The 14,753-nt window shown below is 71.7% G+C and carries 13 protein-coding genes and 1 tRNA gene; 12 read left to right on the top strand and 2 right to left on the bottom strand.

Annotation, left to right across the window (positions count from 1 at the left end; translation table 11 throughout):
* Window positions 1-714: HNH endonuclease signature motif containing protein (locus tag H508_RS0107940; protein ID WP_026373660.1), on the top strand; the 714-nt coding region annotated here is incomplete at its 5' end.
* A 23-nt stretch (window positions 715-737) separates the two neighbouring features.
* On the opposite strand, the gene H508_RS0107935 is transcribed toward H508_RS0107940, so the two are convergent.
* Window positions 738-3,155, bottom strand: a complete 2,418-nt coding sequence (locus H508_RS0107935) for a phosphoketolase family protein (protein ID WP_026373659.1) — start codon at window positions 3,153-3,155, stop codon at window positions 738-740.
* A 90-nt stretch (window positions 3,156-3,245) separates the two neighbouring features.
* On the opposite strand from H508_RS0107935, the gene H508_RS0107930 reads away from it, so the two are divergent.
* Window positions 3,246-3,321, top strand: a tRNA-Thr gene (locus H508_RS0107930).
* Between the two features lie 46 nt (window positions 3,322-3,367).
* On the opposite strand, the gene H508_RS0107925 is transcribed toward H508_RS0107930, so the two are convergent.
* Window positions 3,368-3,760, bottom strand: a complete 393-nt coding sequence (locus H508_RS0107925; protein ID WP_026373658.1) for a VOC family protein — start codon at window positions 3,758-3,760, stop codon at window positions 3,368-3,370.
* Between the two features lie 58 nt (window positions 3,761-3,818).
* Between H508_RS0107925 and H508_RS0107920 the strand changes: the two genes are divergently transcribed.
* The 10 genes from H508_RS0107920 to H508_RS0107875 all read left to right on the top strand — a co-directional run bounded on the left by H508_RS0107920 (window position 3,819) and on the right by H508_RS0107875 (window position 14,706).
* Complete coding sequence (locus H508_RS0107920) at window positions 3,819-4,391, top strand: isochorismatase family protein (protein ID WP_026373657.1); 573 nt, start codon at window positions 3,819-3,821, stop codon at window positions 4,389-4,391.
* A gap of 118 nt (window positions 4,392-4,509) precedes the next feature.
* The gene (locus H508_RS0107915; RefSeq protein WP_026373656.1) at window positions 4,510-6,717 is read left to right on the top strand and encodes an MMPL family transporter; all 2,208 of its coding nucleotides are present in this window, start codon (window positions 4,510-4,512) and stop codon (window positions 6,715-6,717) included.
* A 74-nt stretch (window positions 6,718-6,791) separates the two neighbouring features.
* On the top strand, window positions 6,792-7,457 hold the full coding sequence (locus tag H508_RS15305; RefSeq protein WP_035254268.1) for a GntR family transcriptional regulator: 666 nt from the start codon (window positions 6,792-6,794) through the stop codon (window positions 7,455-7,457).
* The gene (locus H508_RS0107905) at window positions 7,454-8,353 is read left to right on the top strand and encodes an NAD(P)-dependent oxidoreductase (protein ID WP_026373655.1); all 900 of its coding nucleotides are present in this window, start codon (window positions 7,454-7,456) and stop codon (window positions 8,351-8,353) included. Before H508_RS15305 ends, H508_RS0107905 begins: the two co-directional genes overlap by 4 nt.
* Complete coding sequence (locus H508_RS0107900; RefSeq protein WP_021009866.1) at window positions 8,350-8,769, top strand: carboxymuconolactone decarboxylase family protein; 420 nt, start codon at window positions 8,350-8,352, stop codon at window positions 8,767-8,769. Before H508_RS0107905 ends, H508_RS0107900 begins: the two co-directional genes overlap by 4 nt.
* An 8-nt stretch (window positions 8,770-8,777) precedes the next feature.
* Window positions 8,778-9,575, top strand: coding sequence for an N-acyl homoserine lactonase family protein (locus H508_RS0107895; RefSeq protein WP_021009867.1), 798 nt, complete (start codon window positions 8,778-8,780; stop codon window positions 9,573-9,575).
* Entirely contained in the window at window positions 9,572-10,807 is a 1,236-nt protein-coding gene (locus H508_RS0107890; RefSeq protein ID WP_026373654.1) for an alpha/beta fold hydrolase, read from the top strand. The genes H508_RS0107895 and H508_RS0107890 overlap by 4 nt, the downstream gene beginning before the upstream one ends.
* Before the next feature lie 10 nt (window positions 10,808-10,817).
* Window positions 10,818-12,290: an NAD-dependent succinate-semialdehyde dehydrogenase gene (locus H508_RS0107885; RefSeq protein WP_021009869.1), complete on the top strand. Its 1,473-nt coding sequence runs from the start codon at window positions 10,818-10,820 to the stop codon at window positions 12,288-12,290.
* A gap of 144 nt (window positions 12,291-12,434) precedes the next feature.
* A complete protein-coding gene (locus H508_RS0107880) occupies window positions 12,435-13,760 on the top strand; it encodes an MFS transporter (RefSeq protein WP_021009870.1) in 1,326 nt (441 codons plus the stop codon).
* Between the two features lie 22 nt (window positions 13,761-13,782).
* Window positions 13,783-14,706 (top strand): carbon-nitrogen hydrolase family protein, encoded by a 924-nt coding sequence (locus H508_RS0107875; RefSeq protein WP_021009871.1) that lies wholly within the window; start codon window positions 13,783-13,785, stop codon window positions 14,704-14,706.
* The last annotated feature ends 47 nt before the right edge of the window (window positions 14,707-14,753 follow it).

The raw sequence follows: 14,753 nt of genomic DNA, 5'->3' as shown, positions 1-14,753 counted from the left end.
ATCGAGCACACCGGCTGCCTGGTCCCGATCGAGGGCATCGACCAGCTCCTCTGCCACGCCGCGATCGAGCAGCTGATCGTCGACGAGCACGGCCACCCGCTGTGGCTCGGCCGCACCAAGCGCATCTTCAACCGCGCGCAGCGGCGCGCGCTCGCCAAGCGCGACAAGGGCTGCCGCGTGCCCGGCTGCGGCATGCCGGCCGCCTGGTGCGAAGCGCACCACATCGTGCCCTGGCAGCTCGGCGGCAAGACCGACATCGACAACGGCATCCTCGTCTGCAGCTTTCACCACCACGAGATCCACGCCGGCCGACTGCGAGTCGAGAAGGCGGGACCGGGGCCAGGCCAGTGGCGGATCATCGCCGAGCTCCAGCCCGCCCGCACCCGCACCGCCGTCGCCGCATTCGCGGGCCTGCAGACACCGCCCGAGTTGCCGCAGAGCCTCGAAGCAGCCGCGCCGGCATCGCTCGCGGTGAAGCTGCCCGAGCTCCCCCAGCCCGGCGGCGAGCCGGCGGTCGAGCCACCCGCGGAGCCTGCCGCCTCGGTTTCGGTGGAGCCGGTCGCCCGATCCATCCGGCCACCCCGGCGACACCGGCAGCCGAGCATCGTGACCGAGCGGCGGCTCCGCGCACTGCTCGAGCGGCACGGCCGTGCTCGCCAGCATCCCGCACGCGCCGATCTGCTGCCGACGCCCAGGATCGTGCTGCGCCGCTAATCCGCGGGCGCGACCTCGGAGCGCTACTCCGCCGGCCCGCCGCCCTGCCACAGCCAGTCGGCGACCTCCGGAATGTCGACGCCGTGCTCGCGCGTGTAGGCACGGGCGCGAGCAGGCGCATCCGCCCACTCCTCGAGCACGTCCGCGCACGACTCTGCCAGGCCCGGCACGCGCTCGACGACGTCCATCGCGAGCCGGTAGCGGTCGAGGTCGTTGAGCATGACCATGTCGAACGGCGTCGTCGTCGTGCCGCGCTCGACGTAGCCGCGCACGTGCAGGTCGTCGTGCACCGCGCGCTTGTAGGTGAGCCGGTGGATGAGCCACGGGTAGCCGTGGTACGCGAAGACCACCGGCCGGTCGCGCGTGAAGATCGCGTCGAATTCGGCGTCGGGCAATCCGTGCGGATGCTGCCCCTCGCTCTGCAGGCGGGTGAGGTCGACGACGTTCACGACCCGCAGCGACAGCTCGGGCACGCGCTCGCGCAGCAGCGACGCGGCGGCGAGCACCTCGAGCGTCGGGACGTCACCCGCGGCCGCGAGCACGGCATCCGGGGCCCGATCCGCCATCTCGGTGCCCGCCCACGGCAGCACGCCGAGCCCGCGCTCGCAGTGCGCGGTCGCCTCGGCCATCGAGAGCCACTGCGGCGCCGGCTGCTTGCCCGCGACGACGACGTTGACGTAGCCGGTCGAGCGCAAGCAGTGGTCGGCAGTCGAGAGCAGGGTGTTCGCGTCGAACGGCAGGTAGACGCGCACGACCTCCGGGCTCTTGTTGAGCGCGACGTCGATGAAGCCCGGGTCCTGGTGGCTGAAGCCGTTGTGGTCCTGCCGCCACACGTGGCTCGAGAGCAGGGTGTTGAGGCTCGCGATCGGCTCGCGCCACGGCACTCGCGCGGCCGACTCGAGCCACTTCGCGTGCTGGCCGACCATCGAGTCGACGATGTGCGCGAACGCCTCGTAGGTGTTGAACAGCCCGTGGCGGCCGGTGAGCAGGTAGCCCTCGAGCCAGCCCTGGCAGAGGTGCTCGCTCAGCACCTCCATCACCCGACCGGTCGGCGCGAGGTGCTCGTCGCCGGGCAGCGTCTCGGCGTTCCACTGCCGGTCGGTCGACGCGTAGACGTTCGGCGCGAGGCGATTGGATGCGGTCTCGTCCGGTCCGAAGATGCGGAACGTCTCGGGGTTGTCGCGGATGACCTCGGCGAGCCAGGCGCCGAGGATCGCGGTCGCCTCGGCGTCCTCCGCGCCGCGCGCGTCGGCGCGCACCTCGACGGCGTGGTCGCGGAAGTCGGTGAGTCGCAGCGGCTCGCGCACCTCGCCGCCGTTCGCGACCGGGATCGCGCCCATCCGCAGCTCGCCCTCCGGGGCGTGGCTCGCCACGAGCGGCACGGGCGCGCCGCGGTCGTCGAACAGCTCGTCCGGGCGGTAGGAGCGCAGCCACTCGGCGAGCAGCTCCCGGTGCGCGTCGTCGTCGCGCACGCCGGAGAGCGGCACCTGATGGGCGCGCCACGTGCCCTCGACCCGGGTGCCGTCGACCTCGCGCGGCCCGGTCCATCCCTTGGGGCTGCGCAGCACGATCATCGGCCAGGCCGGGCGAGCGGCGAGGCGGCCCGCCGCCGCATCCGCCTTGATCGTCGCGATCCGGTCGACGGCGTCGTCGAGCACCGCGGCGAAGCGCGCGTGCGCCTCGAGGGGCGGCTCGCCGTCGGCGCCGACCTCGACGACGAGCGGCTCGTGCCCGTAGCCGCGCATGAGCGCGACGAGCTCATCCTCGGGGATGCGGGCGAGCAGCGTCGGGTTCGCGATCTTGTAGCCGTTGAGGTGCAGGATCGGCAGCACGGCGCCGTCGGCGGCGGGGTTCAGCAGCTTGTTGCTGTGCCACGACGCGGCGAGCGGCCCCGTCTCGGCCTCGCCGTCGCCGATGACGCACGCGACGAGCAGGTCAGGATCGTCGAACGCCGCGCCGTAGGCGTGCGCGAGCGAGTAGCCGAGCTCTCCGCCCTCGTTGATCGAGCCGGGGGTCTCGGGCGCCGCGTGGCTCGGGATGCCCCCGGGGAACGAGAACTGCCGGAAGAGCCGCTGCATGCCGCCTGCGTCGAGGCTCACGTCGGGGTAGCGCTCGCTGTAGACGCCCTCCAGGTAGGTGGCCGCGACGACCCCCGGGCCGCCGTGACCGGGACCGGTGACGAAGAGCGTGCGCTGGCGGCGCTCGCGGATGACGCGGTTGAGGTGCGCCTGCACGAACGTGAGGCCCGGCGTCGTACCCCAGTGGCCGAGCAGCCGCGGCTTGAGGTGCTCGCGCTCGAGCGGCTCGCGCAGCAGCGGATTCGCGAGCAGGTAGATCTGCCCGACGCTCAGGTAGTTCGCCGCGCGCCACCACGCGTCGACCTGCTCGAGGTCGGATGCGGTGGGCTCGGCCCGTCGGAGCTGCCACGCGGTCGCCGTCATGCCTCGAGCCTGGGGGAGCGCGCGCGGGCCGGTCAAGCGTTCGTCGAGGGCTCCGGGCATGCGGTAGTATCGTTGATCGTGCCTCGGCACGCCGCCTTAGCTCAGTCGGCAGAGCGATTCACTCGTAATGAATAGGTCCGGAGTTCGATTCTCCGAGGCGGCACCAGCACGAAGGCCCCGCATCCGCGGGGCCTTCGTCGTCTCCGCCCGAGCTAAGTGCGAGCGATGCCGGCCTCCTCGGCCGGCGTCGCGAGCACGCAGAACTCGTTCCCCTCCGGGTCGGCCAGCACGACCCATCCGCCGTCCTCGAATCCGCGGCGGTCGTCGACGACGCTCGCGCCCAGGCCGACGATGCGCTCGACCTCCGCGTCGCACGTCGTGCCGACCGGGCGGAGGCAGATGTGCATGCGGTTCTTCACGACCTTGGGCTCGGGCACCTTGAGGAACTCGAGCCAGCGGCCGCCGGGGCCGCGCAGCTCCGCCTCGGCCTCGCTCCACGCGCCCTCGGGCGAGATCTCGAAGTCGTCGAGCACCTGTGCCCACCACCGCGCTTGCGCGATCGGGTCGGATGCGTCGAAGCAGAAGTTGGCCGTGCGCGACACCATGGGCGCCACTCTAGGAGGCGGTGCGGCGCGCTTCCAGGAGCGCGTCTACCCTGGGGCCATGGCCAAGGGCATCCTGATCGTCGACGTGCAGAACGACTTCACCGAGGGCGGCGCGCTCGGCACCGAGGGAGGCGCCGCGGTCGCCGCCGCCATCACGGAGCACCTCCGCACGCACTCCTACGACCTCGTGGTCGCGAGCCGCGACTGGCACGACGCCGACAACGACAACGGCGGCCACTTCGCCGCCGGCCAGCCCGACTTCGTCGGCACGTGGCCCGTGCACTGCGTCGCCGGCACCCCCGGCGCCGACTACCACCCCGCGCTCGACGCCCTCGCGATCGACGTCCACGTCAAGAAGGGGCAGGGGAAGCCCGCGTACTCGGCGTTCGAGGGCACGACCGACGACGGCGGGACGCTCGGCGAGGTGCTCGAGGAGCAGGGCATCGACGAGCTCGACGTCGTCGGCATCGCGACCGACTACTGCGTGAAGGCGTCGGCGCTCGACGCGGCGCTCGCGGGGATCTCGGTGACCGTCATCGACGCGCTCACGTCGGCGGTCTCGCCCGAGACGCGCCAGACCGCCCTCGACGAGATGCGCGACGGCGGCGTGCAGGTCACGCGCCGCCACTGAGCGAGGGTCTGTAGCCTCACTACATATAGGCTGACTGGTGCTGCCGCTCTGCGCGGCACCCTGCAAAGATCTTCGCGTCTTGGCTTTGCATAGACCGCCTAACAGATAGACTGGCTAAGTGTCCACACGATCCACGCCCCGCTCCTCGTCCTCCCGCGTCCCCCGGTGGCTGCGCGTCCTGCTGCCCGCGGTCCTGATCCTCGGCTGGCTCGCCGCCGCGGGCATGGGCGGCCCGACCTTCGGCAGCCTCTCGAGCGTCGTCTCGAACGACCAGACGAGCTTCCTGCCCTCGAGCGCCGAGTCGACGCTCGTGCAGGAGCAGCTCGGCGAGTTCCTCGGCGACGACGAGATCCCCGCGATCGTCGTCGCGGCGTCCGACGAGGAGCTCGACGCGAGCGCGGTCGAGTCCATCGCCGCGCTCCAGGAGGAGATCGCTGGGCTCGAGGGCGTCGTCCAGGCATCGCCCGTCGTGCCGAGCGAGGACGGGCAGGCGGCGCAGATCGTGGCGCTGCTCGACAGCTCGGGCGAGTCGGGCGAGGTCGGCGACCTCGTCGGCGAGCTGCGCGCGCTCGTGGCCGACACCGACCTCGGCGCGGGCGTGGAGTCGAAGGTCACGGGACCGGCGGGCTTCACCGCCGACATCGCCGAGGCCTTCGGCGGCATCGACGGGCTGCTGCTGCTCGTCGCCCTCGGTGCCGTGCTCGTGATCCTCGTGATCGTGTACCGCTCGCCGCTGCTGCCGATCCTGGTGCTGTTCACCTCGGTGGCCGCGCTGTGCCTCGCGATCCTCGTGGTCTTCGAGCTCGCGAAGGCGGAGGTGCTCACGCTCAGCGGGCAGACGCAGGGCATCCTCTTCATCCTCGTCGTCGGCGCGGCGACCGACTACGGCCTGCTCTACACGGCTCGCTTCCGCGAGGCGCTCGGCCAGACGCAGTCGAGGTGGCAGGCGACGCTCTCGGCGCTCAAGGGCTCGTTCGAGCCCATCATCGCCTCGGGCGGCACCGTCATCGCCGGCCTCCTGTGCCTGCTGCTGAGCGACCTCGTCTCGAACCAGCAGCTCGGCCCCGTCGCCGCGATCGGCATCGCCGCCTCGATCCTCGCCGGCCTCACCCTCCTGCCGGCGCTGCTGCTCGCGTTCGGCCGCGTCGCCTTCTGGCCGGTCGCGCCGACGCCCGAGAAGCCGCGCGTCAAGCCCGACGGCAAGGGCCTGTGGGGCGCCGTCTCGAACCTCGTCGACCGTCGCGCCCGCTCCGTGTGGATCGTCACGGCGCTCGTGCTCGGCGCCGGCGCGCTGGGCGTCACGCAGCTGCGCGCCGAGGGCGTGCCGTCGAGCGACTTCGTCGTGGGGGAGTCGGAGGCTCGCGACGGCCAGGCGCTCCTCTCGGAGCACTTCCCGGGCGGCTCCGGCACGCCCACGCAGGTCGTCACGCCCGAGGGCGAGCTCGACGCGGTCGCCGAGGCGGTCGCCGACATCGACGGCGTCGAGAGCCTCGCGCTCGCGAGCGAGGACTCGCCCTCGGGCACGCTCCCGTGGCCGGCCGATCCCGCGTCGCCGTTCGCGGCGTTCGAGCCGACCGTCGTCGACGGCAGCGTGCTGCTGCAGGCGACGCTCGTCGACGCCCCCGACTCGACCGAGGCGCAGGAGGTCGTGCGCGAGATCCGCGCGGCGGCGCACGACGTCACCGACGATGCGATCGTCGGCGGCACGACCGCGACTGCGATCGACACGAACGACGCATCCTCGCGCGACCGCGCCGTCATCATCCCGATCGTGCTGCTCGTCATCGGGCTCATCCTGATGGTGCTGCTGCGCTCGATCGTGGCTGCGGCGGTGCTGCTGGCCACGACCGTGCTGTCGTACTACACGGCGCTCGGCGTCGGCGCGATCATCCTGCAGTGGCTCGGGATCCCCGACATGGATCCGGCGGTGCCGCTGTTCGCGTTCGTGTTCCTCGTCGCGCTCGGCGTCGACTACAACATCTTCCTCATGACCCGCGTGCGCGAGGAGGTCGGCAAGCGCGGCCACCGCGCGGGCGTGCTCCGCGGCCTGCGCGTGACCGGCGGTGTCATCACCTCGGCGGGCGTCGTGCTCGCGGCCACCTTCGCGGCGCTCGGCGTCATCCCGGTGCTGTTCCTGCTGCAGCTCGCGATCATCGTCGCGCTCGGCGTGCTCATCGACACGACGCTCGTCCGCTCGCTGCTCGTGCCAGCACTCGCGCTCGAGATCGGGCCGAAGACCTGGTGGCCGTCGAAGCTCGCGAAGGAGCCGCGCACTCCCGCGGCGGACCGATCGGACTCGGAGGTGAGCGCCGCCGCGTCGCGCTGACCTCGGGTGCGCGGTCGCGGCTTGCGCCGATCGTATGACGATAATACGGTTGGTGTGAGCGAGAGGCGGCGTCGATGCTGGAACGGAAGGCTGCGCCCCTGCGGGAGCAGGCGGTGGAGGTGCTGCGCGCATCGATCGTGCGCGGGGAGCTCGTGCCGGGCGCGCGCATCACGGAGAAGGCGATCGAGCAGCGCCTCGGCGTCAGCCGGACCGTCGTGCGCGAGGCCCTGCGGCAGCTCGAGAGCGAGCGGCTCATCCGCATCCAGCCGGGTGTCGGCCCGGTCGTCGCCGAGCTGACGCTCGACGAGGCCCGGCAGCTCTACGAGGTGCGCGCGGCGCTCGAGGCGACCGCCGCGCGGCTCGCGGCGCGCAACGCCGACGACGCGCAGATCGCCGCGCTCCAGGCGGCCTTCGACTCGATCCCGGAGCAGCGCCCGGACGAGATCGACGCGCTGCTGGCCATCAAGAACGGCTTCTACGTCGCGCTCATCGCCGCGAGCGGCAACCACATCATCGGCGAGCAGCTGGCCAACGTGCAGGCGCGCATCAGCCAGCTGCGCGCCGTGACGCTCGGTGCGCCCGACCGGCAGGCCGCGATGCGCGCCGAGCTCGGCGCCGTCGTCGACGCCATCGCGCGGCGAGACGAGGAGGCGGCCTACCGGCTCTCCGTCGCGCACGTCATGGCCGCATCGAGCATCGCCCTCGACCACCTCAGCACCCGCGCGAAGGACATCGCATGAGCCACACCCTCTTCCTCGGCCTCGGGCGCATGGGCGCGCCGATGGCGCGACTCCACGCGGAGGCGTTCGAGACGCACGTCTTCGACGTGTTCCCCGACGCCGTCTCGGCGGTCGTCGAGGGCTCGAGCGCCCGGCCGGTGGTCGACCTCGCGAGCGAGGGCGCCGACGTCGACGCCGTGATCCTCATGCTCCCGACGAGCCGCCACGTCGAGGACGCGCTCACCGGCGAGGGCGCGCTCCTCGAGCGCCTGCCCGCAGGGTCGCTCGTGATCGACATGGGCTCGAGCGAGCCGGGGAGCACGCGGTCGCTCGCCGCCGCCGCGGGGGAGCGCGGCGTCGACTACGTCGACGCGCCGGTCTCCGGTGGCATCGCGAAGGCCGAGACGGGCGAGCTGACCATCATGGCGGGCGGCACGGACGACGCGGTCGCGCGCGCCATGCCGCACCTCGAGACGGTCGGCAGCTCGATCGTCCACGTCGGGCCCGCCGGCGCCGGCCACGCGGCCAAGGCGCTCAACAACCTCGTCAGCGCGACGAACATCGCGGCCGCGACGGAGGCGGTGCTCATCGCGAAGCACTTCGGCATCGAGCCGGCGGCGATGATCGAGGTGCTCAACGCCTCGACCGGCATGAGCCAGGCGACGCAGGTCAAGTTCCCGCAGCACATCCTGCCCGGCACGTACGCCTCGAAGTTCGCGTACGACCTCATGCTCAAGGACATGGGCATCGCGAGGCGCATGGCCGACGAGGTCGGATTCGCACCGGTCACGGGCGCGGCGTTCGACACGCTCTCGGAGGGCCGATCGGCGCTCGGCGAGCACGCAGACCACACCGAGATCGCGCGCGTGTACACGCGGGCGACCGGGATCTCCATCGACGAAGGGCACGCACGATGACGGACATCGACCCGCAGGAGTACATCGACGACATGGCGCGCAAGCGCGGCTACGTCCTCGACTACCACAAGGTGATGGCGAAGCAGGACTTCCCGGTGCTGCAGGCGGCGAACCACATGGTCTCCGCCGCCTACCTCGACCAGCGCACGCTCGACCGCAAGACGAAGGAGCTCATCTTCATCGTCTCGCTGACGGTCATGCGCGCCTCGAAGGGCCACATCCAGTCGCACATCCGAGTCGCGCTCGACCTCGGCCTCACGCCGACCGAGATCCTCGAGGCGATCGAGATCGCCCTGCCCGAGGCGGGCATCGTCGCGTTCCAGACCGGCTTCGAGGCATGGCGGGAGGTCGTCGGCGCCGATGGCATCGAGCCGACCGTCGCCGTCCACGAGGGCGGCTCCGGCTCGGGCGAGTAGCTCGCGCCATGGCATCGCACGAGCCGTGGGAGGTCGTGGTCATCCGCCACGGCACGCGCAGCACCCGACGCAGCGAGGTCTTCCTCAACTACGCCTTCTACGGGGAGGACGACGGGCCGTTCCGGCTCGACTACTTCCTGTGGGTGCTCCGCCGCGGCGATGAGGCCATCGTGGTCGACACCGGGTACTCGGAGGCGGGGGCGACCGCGCGCGGCCGCGAAATCCTCATCGACCCCGTGGATGCGCTGCGGCGCCTCGGGATCGAGCCGGGCTCCGGCGTGCCCGTCGTCGTGACGCACGCGCACTACGACCACATCGGGAACCTGCCGGCGTTCGCGTCGTCGGAGATCCACATCGCCCGGTCAGAGCTCGACTTCTGGACGAGCGACGTCGCCGACCGGCCGCTCTTCTCGCACTTCGGCGATCCCGCCGAGATCGAGGAGCTGCTGCGCGCCGAGGCGGAGGGAAGGCTCCGCCCCTTCTCGGGCACGGCGACGATCGCCGAGGGGGTCGAGCTCGTCGAGGTGGGCGGCCACACCCCGGGCCAGGCCATGGTGTCGGTCGCCACGAGCGCCGGCACGGTGCTGATCGCGAGCGACGCGGCGCACTTCGTCGAGGAGCTCGAGCGCGACATGCCGTTCGTGTCGATGGCCGACGTGCCGCAGTCGTACCGCGTGCTCGATCGGATCCGCGAGACGGACGCAGCGCTCGTGCTCACGGGCCACGATGCGGGCACGCTCGATGGGCTCGAGCCGCTCGGCGAGCCGCTGCCGGGGCTCGCCGGCGTGATCGGCCGGCGCGCGTGAGCCTGCCCGCCGACGTCGTCGAGCGCTGCCGCGCCGACGCGCGCCTCGCCGCCGCGAGCCGCGGTGCCGACGTCACGATCGCGCTGCGCGACAGCAGCGGCGAGCACGTCCTCCGCCTCCACGACGGGCGCGTCGCCGCGGGCAGAGCCGCCGACTGCTCGATCGCCATGGCGGACGAGGCGTGGTCGGCGCTGCTCGCCGCGGAGCCGAGCGCGGGCGATCAGCACGTGCTCGCACTCGTGCGGGACGGCCGTGCGCGCGTCGAGGGCGACGAGCTCGCCTTCGCGCAGCACCTGCACCTCGTGCGCCGCATCGTCGAGGCGATCCGCCCGGCGGCCGCCGCGCCCCGGGCCCCCGAGCGCCGACCGCTGTCGCTGCGCGGGCAGTACGTCCGCATCGACGGGCCGCAGGGCGCATCCGACGTCTTCGTCGAGCGCGCCGGCACCGGCCCGCAAGTGCTGTGCCTCGCGACCGCCGGCAGCGACTCGAGCCAGTACCACGGGCTCGTCGCCGAGACCGATGTCACGGACCGCTTCGAGCTCATCGCCGTCGACCTCCCGTGGCACGGCAAGTCGACGCCCGTGCCCGGCGTCGATCCGCTCGAGTACCGGCTCGATCCCGCGACGTACACCCAGCTCATCGTCGCGATCGCGGATGCCGCCGACCTGCGGCGGCCCATCCTGCTCGGCCCGTCGATGGCGGGCGCGGCCGTCGTGCGGGCGATCGCGCTGCACCCCGACCGCTTCGCAGGCGCTGTCTCGTGCCAGGCCGGCCCCAGCGTGCGCGGCCGCAGCACGCCGGCGCTCCGCTCCGCGGTCGTCAACCAGGCGCTCCACGTGCCCGAGTGGACCTACGGGCTCATGAACCCGGCCTCGCCGCTCGAGCACCGCGACCGCGTGTGGTGGGGCTACTCGTCCGGCGCCTACGGCGTCTACGACGCCGACATCACCGGATACCAGCAGTGGGATCTCGACGAGGTCGAGCACCTGCTCACGCCCGAGTCGCCGCACGTCGCGGTGCTGTCGGGCGCCTTCGACACGAGCGTGCCACCAGCCGCATCTCGCGAGCTTGCGGACCGCATCCCGAACTCGTCGTTCGAGCTCATGCCCGAGCTCGGCCACTTCCCGCACGCCGAGCACCCCGCGGCGTTCGCGCCGCACCTCGAGCGGGCGATCGCTCGCGTGCTCCGGAGCGAGCGACCCCCGGCGGATACGATGGACACAACCAGTTGAAGGAGTTCGCATGAGCGCGACCACCACCGAGATGCAGGTGCTCGACGGCATCCACGGCAAGCTCTTCATCGGCGGCGAATGGGTCGACGGTGAGCAGGGCACGATCGAGGTCAGGGACCCCGCTACCGGCGAGGTGATCAAGGAGATCGCGAACGGCTCGGTCGAGGACGGCGTGCGCGCGCTCGACGCGGCCGTCGCGGCGCAGGACTCCTGGGCCCGGACGCCCGCGCGCGTGCGCGGCGAGATCCTGCGCAAGGCCTTCGACCTCCTCCAGGAGCGCAAGGAGGAGTTCGCGCTCCTCATGACGATGGAGATGGGCAAGCCGCTCGCCGAGGCCCGCGGCGAGGTCGCCTACGGCGGCGAGTTCCTGCGCTGGTTCTCGGAGGAGGCCGTGCGCATCGACGGTCGCTACTCCATGACGCCCGAGGGCACCGGCCAGATGATCGTCACGCACCGCCCCGTCGGCCCGTGCTTCCTCATCACTCCCTGGAACTTCCCGCTCGCGATGGCGACCCGCAAGCTCGGCCCGGCGCTCGCCGCGGGCTGCACCGCGGTCGTGAAGCCCGCGACGCTCACGCCCCTCACGACGCTCGCGCTCGTCGCGCTGCTCGAGGAGGCGGGTCTGCCGAAGGGCGTCGTGAACGTCATCACGACCAAGTCGACCGGCGCGCTCTCCGAGCGGCTGCTCGCCGACCCGCGCCTGCGCAAGGTCTCGTTCACGGGATCGACCCCGGTCGGCGTGCAGCTGCTGAAGCAGGCCGCCGACAACGTGCTGAAGTCGTCGATGGAGCTCGGCGGCAACGCGCCGTTCGTCGTCTTCGAGGATGCCGACCTCGACAAGGCGGTCGAGGGCGCGCTGCTGGCGAAGTTCCGCAACATCGGCCAGGCCTGCACCGCGGCCAACCGCTTCATCGTGCACGAGTCGGTCGCCGACGAGTTCTCGCGCCGCATCGGCGAGGCGGTCAAGGCGATGAAGATCGGCCGCGGCACCGAGGAGGGCGTGCAGATCGGCCCGCTCGTCGAGGACAAGGCCGTCGACAACGCGGTGCGGCTCGTCGAGTCGGCGGTCGGCGACGGCGCGACCCTCGTCACCGGCGGCAAGGCGATCGACGGCCCCGGCTCGTTCTTCGAGCCGACCGTGCTCGACGGCGTCACGCCCGACATGGCCGTCTCGATCGAGGAGATCTTCGGCCCGGTCGTCGCGATCCAGCGCTTCTCGACCGAGGAGGACGCCGTGCGCCTCGCGAACGCGACCGAGTACGGCCTCGTCGGCTACGTCTTCACCGAGGACACGAAGCGCGGCCAGCGGATGATCGACCTCATCGACACCGGCATGATGGGGCTCAACGTCGGCGTCGTCTCGAACGCGGCCGGTCCGTTCGGCGGCGTCAAGCAGTCGGGCCTCGGGCGCGAGGGCGGCGCCGAGGGTATCCACGAGTACCTCGAGACGAAGTACACGCTCATGCCCAACCCGTTCGCCTAGCGGCGACGGGCCGCACGGCGGCACGAGAGAGGGCGAGCGGGGAACCGCTCGCCCTCTCTCGTGCGCCGCCGCGAAGCCGGCTCGACAGTATTACCGTATGACGATAATGTGATCACACCGCGCGAGTGGACCAAGGGAGATCACATGTCGCAGCACACCGTCGATCAGGAGATCGGCACGCCAACCATCCGCCAGCTCTCGAAGAGCGATCGCCGGAAGCGCATGGTCGCGGTCGGCATCGGCAACTTCATGGAGTGGTTCGACTTCGCCATCTACGGCTACTTCGCCGCGATCATCGGTGCGCAGTTCTTCCCGTCCGGCAACCCCACGGCCGAGATGCTCTCCGCCCTCGCCGTCTTCGCCGTCGGCTTCCTCTCGCGCCCCATCGGCGCCCTGTTCCTCGGCCCGATGGGCGACCGGCTCGGTCGCCGCGCCGTGCTCATCATCACCGTCATGGGGATGGGCATCATCACAGCGCTCATCGGCCTCGTGCCGTCGTTCGCAGCCATCGGGATCGCGGCGCCCATCATCGTCGTCATCCTGCGCCTGCTGCAGGGCATGATGGTCGGCGGCGAGTGGACGAGCGCGGCCGCCTACATCGGCGAGAGCGCGCCCGCCGGGAAGCGGGGGCTCTACGCGAGCCTCATCACCGCGACGGCCGGCCTCGCGTTCCTCGTCGGCACGCTCACCGCAGTGCTGCTGACCGCCGTCATGGAGCAGTCCGCCCTCGAGTCGTGGGGCTGGCGCATCCCGTTCGTCGCCTCGTTCCTCATGGCGGTCGTCGCCGTCTACATCCGCCGCAAGCTCGAGGACACCCCGGTCTACGAGGAGCTCGAGCGCAAGCGCAAGGCCAACGAGATCGAGCACACGAGCCGCGGCGACAAGGCGCGCGCGTTCGTCATGACCCTCGCCTTCGCCGGCATCTTCGGCGTCGCGCTCTACTACCTCGTCACGTACGCCAACAACCACCTCACCGGCGCGGTCGGCATGGAGCGCTTCGAGGCCCTGTGGGCGACGGCCGTCGTCATGGTCATCTACGTGATCTTCAACCCGCTCATGGGCATGGCGGCCGACCGCTGGGGGCGCAAGCCGGTGAACCACATCGGCATCGCGGGCCTCGTGATCTGGGCCATCCCGGCGTTCGCCCTCATGAACACGGGCAACCCGTGGCTCGTGATCGTCGGGCTCGTGCCCTTCGCCCTCTTCGTCGCGGCGGCCGCGGTGACGAACAACGTGCTGCTCGTCGAGGTGTTCCCCGCGTCGGTGCGTGCGACCGGTTCGGCGATCGGCTACAACGTCGCGTACGCGCTGCTCGCCGGCCCCGGCCCGCTCATCGCGGCGTCGCTCGTGGCGGCGACCGGCCTGCTGATCTCGCCGGCGTTCTACGTCATCGCCGTCGGCATCGTCGCGCTCGCCGTGCTGTGGCCGCTGCTGCCCGAGACCAAGGGCCGCGACATCTCGCGCGGCTGATCGAGAAGACAGGAGCTCCATCATGTACAAGGTCGCGGTCGTGCAGGCTGCATCGGTCCCGTTCGACGCCGACGCGGCGACGGCGAAGGCGGAGCGGCTCATCGCCGAGGTGGCCGCGAACGGCGGCGAGCTCGCGGTCTTCCCCGAGGCGTTCATCGGCGGCTACCCGAAGGGCACGTCCTTCGGCACCGCGATCGGGACGCGGACGGACGCCGGGCGCGTGGAGTACGAGCGCTACGTCTCGGGCGCGATAGCGCTCGACGGCGAGGAGGTCGGCCGGCTCGAGCGCGCGAGCGCCGAGCACGGCGTGCACCTCGTGATGGGCATCATCGAGCGGCTCGGCAACACCCTCTACTGCACCGCGCTCATGATCGACCCGGCGGCGGGCCTCGTCGGCAAGCACCGCAAGCTCATGCCCACCGCGACCGAGCGCCTCGTCTGGGGCTTCGGCGACGGCTCGACGCTCGACACGATGGAGACGCCCGGAGGCCGCGTCGGCACGGTCATCTGCTGGGAGAACTACATGCCGCTCATGCGGCAGGCGATGTACGCGAAGGGCGTGCAGATCTACTGCGCGCCGACCGCGGACGACCGCCCGACCTGGCAGTCGACCATGCAGCACGTGGCGATCGAGGGCCGGACCTTCGTGCTCTCGAGCTGCCAGGTGATCATGAGGGACGCCTTCCCGGCGGACCACCCCGTCGAGTACGAGCTGCCGGGCGGCGACACCCTCATGCGCGGCGGCAGCGTCATCATCGACCCGAGCGGTAGCGTGCTCGCCGGCCCGGTGTTCGACGAGGAGGCGATCCTGTACGCCGAGATCGATCAGGCGGCCAAGGTCCGATCGCACCTCGACTTCGACGCCGTCGGCCACTACGCGCGGCCCGACGTGTTCAGCCTCACGGTGAACACCGCGCCGACCGAATCGGTGCGCTTCACGTCCTGAGCGCGATCGAGGCCGCCTCCCGCAGCGGGGGCGGCCTCGTCGCGTCG

It is taken from the genome of Agrococcus lahaulensis DSM 17612, from assembly GCF_000425105.1.
In the GTDB taxonomy this organism is placed as follows: Bacteria; Actinomycetota; Actinomycetes; order Actinomycetales; family Microbacteriaceae; genus Agrococcus; species Agrococcus lahaulensis.
This window is presented reverse-complemented; position numbering and strand designations above follow the sequence as displayed.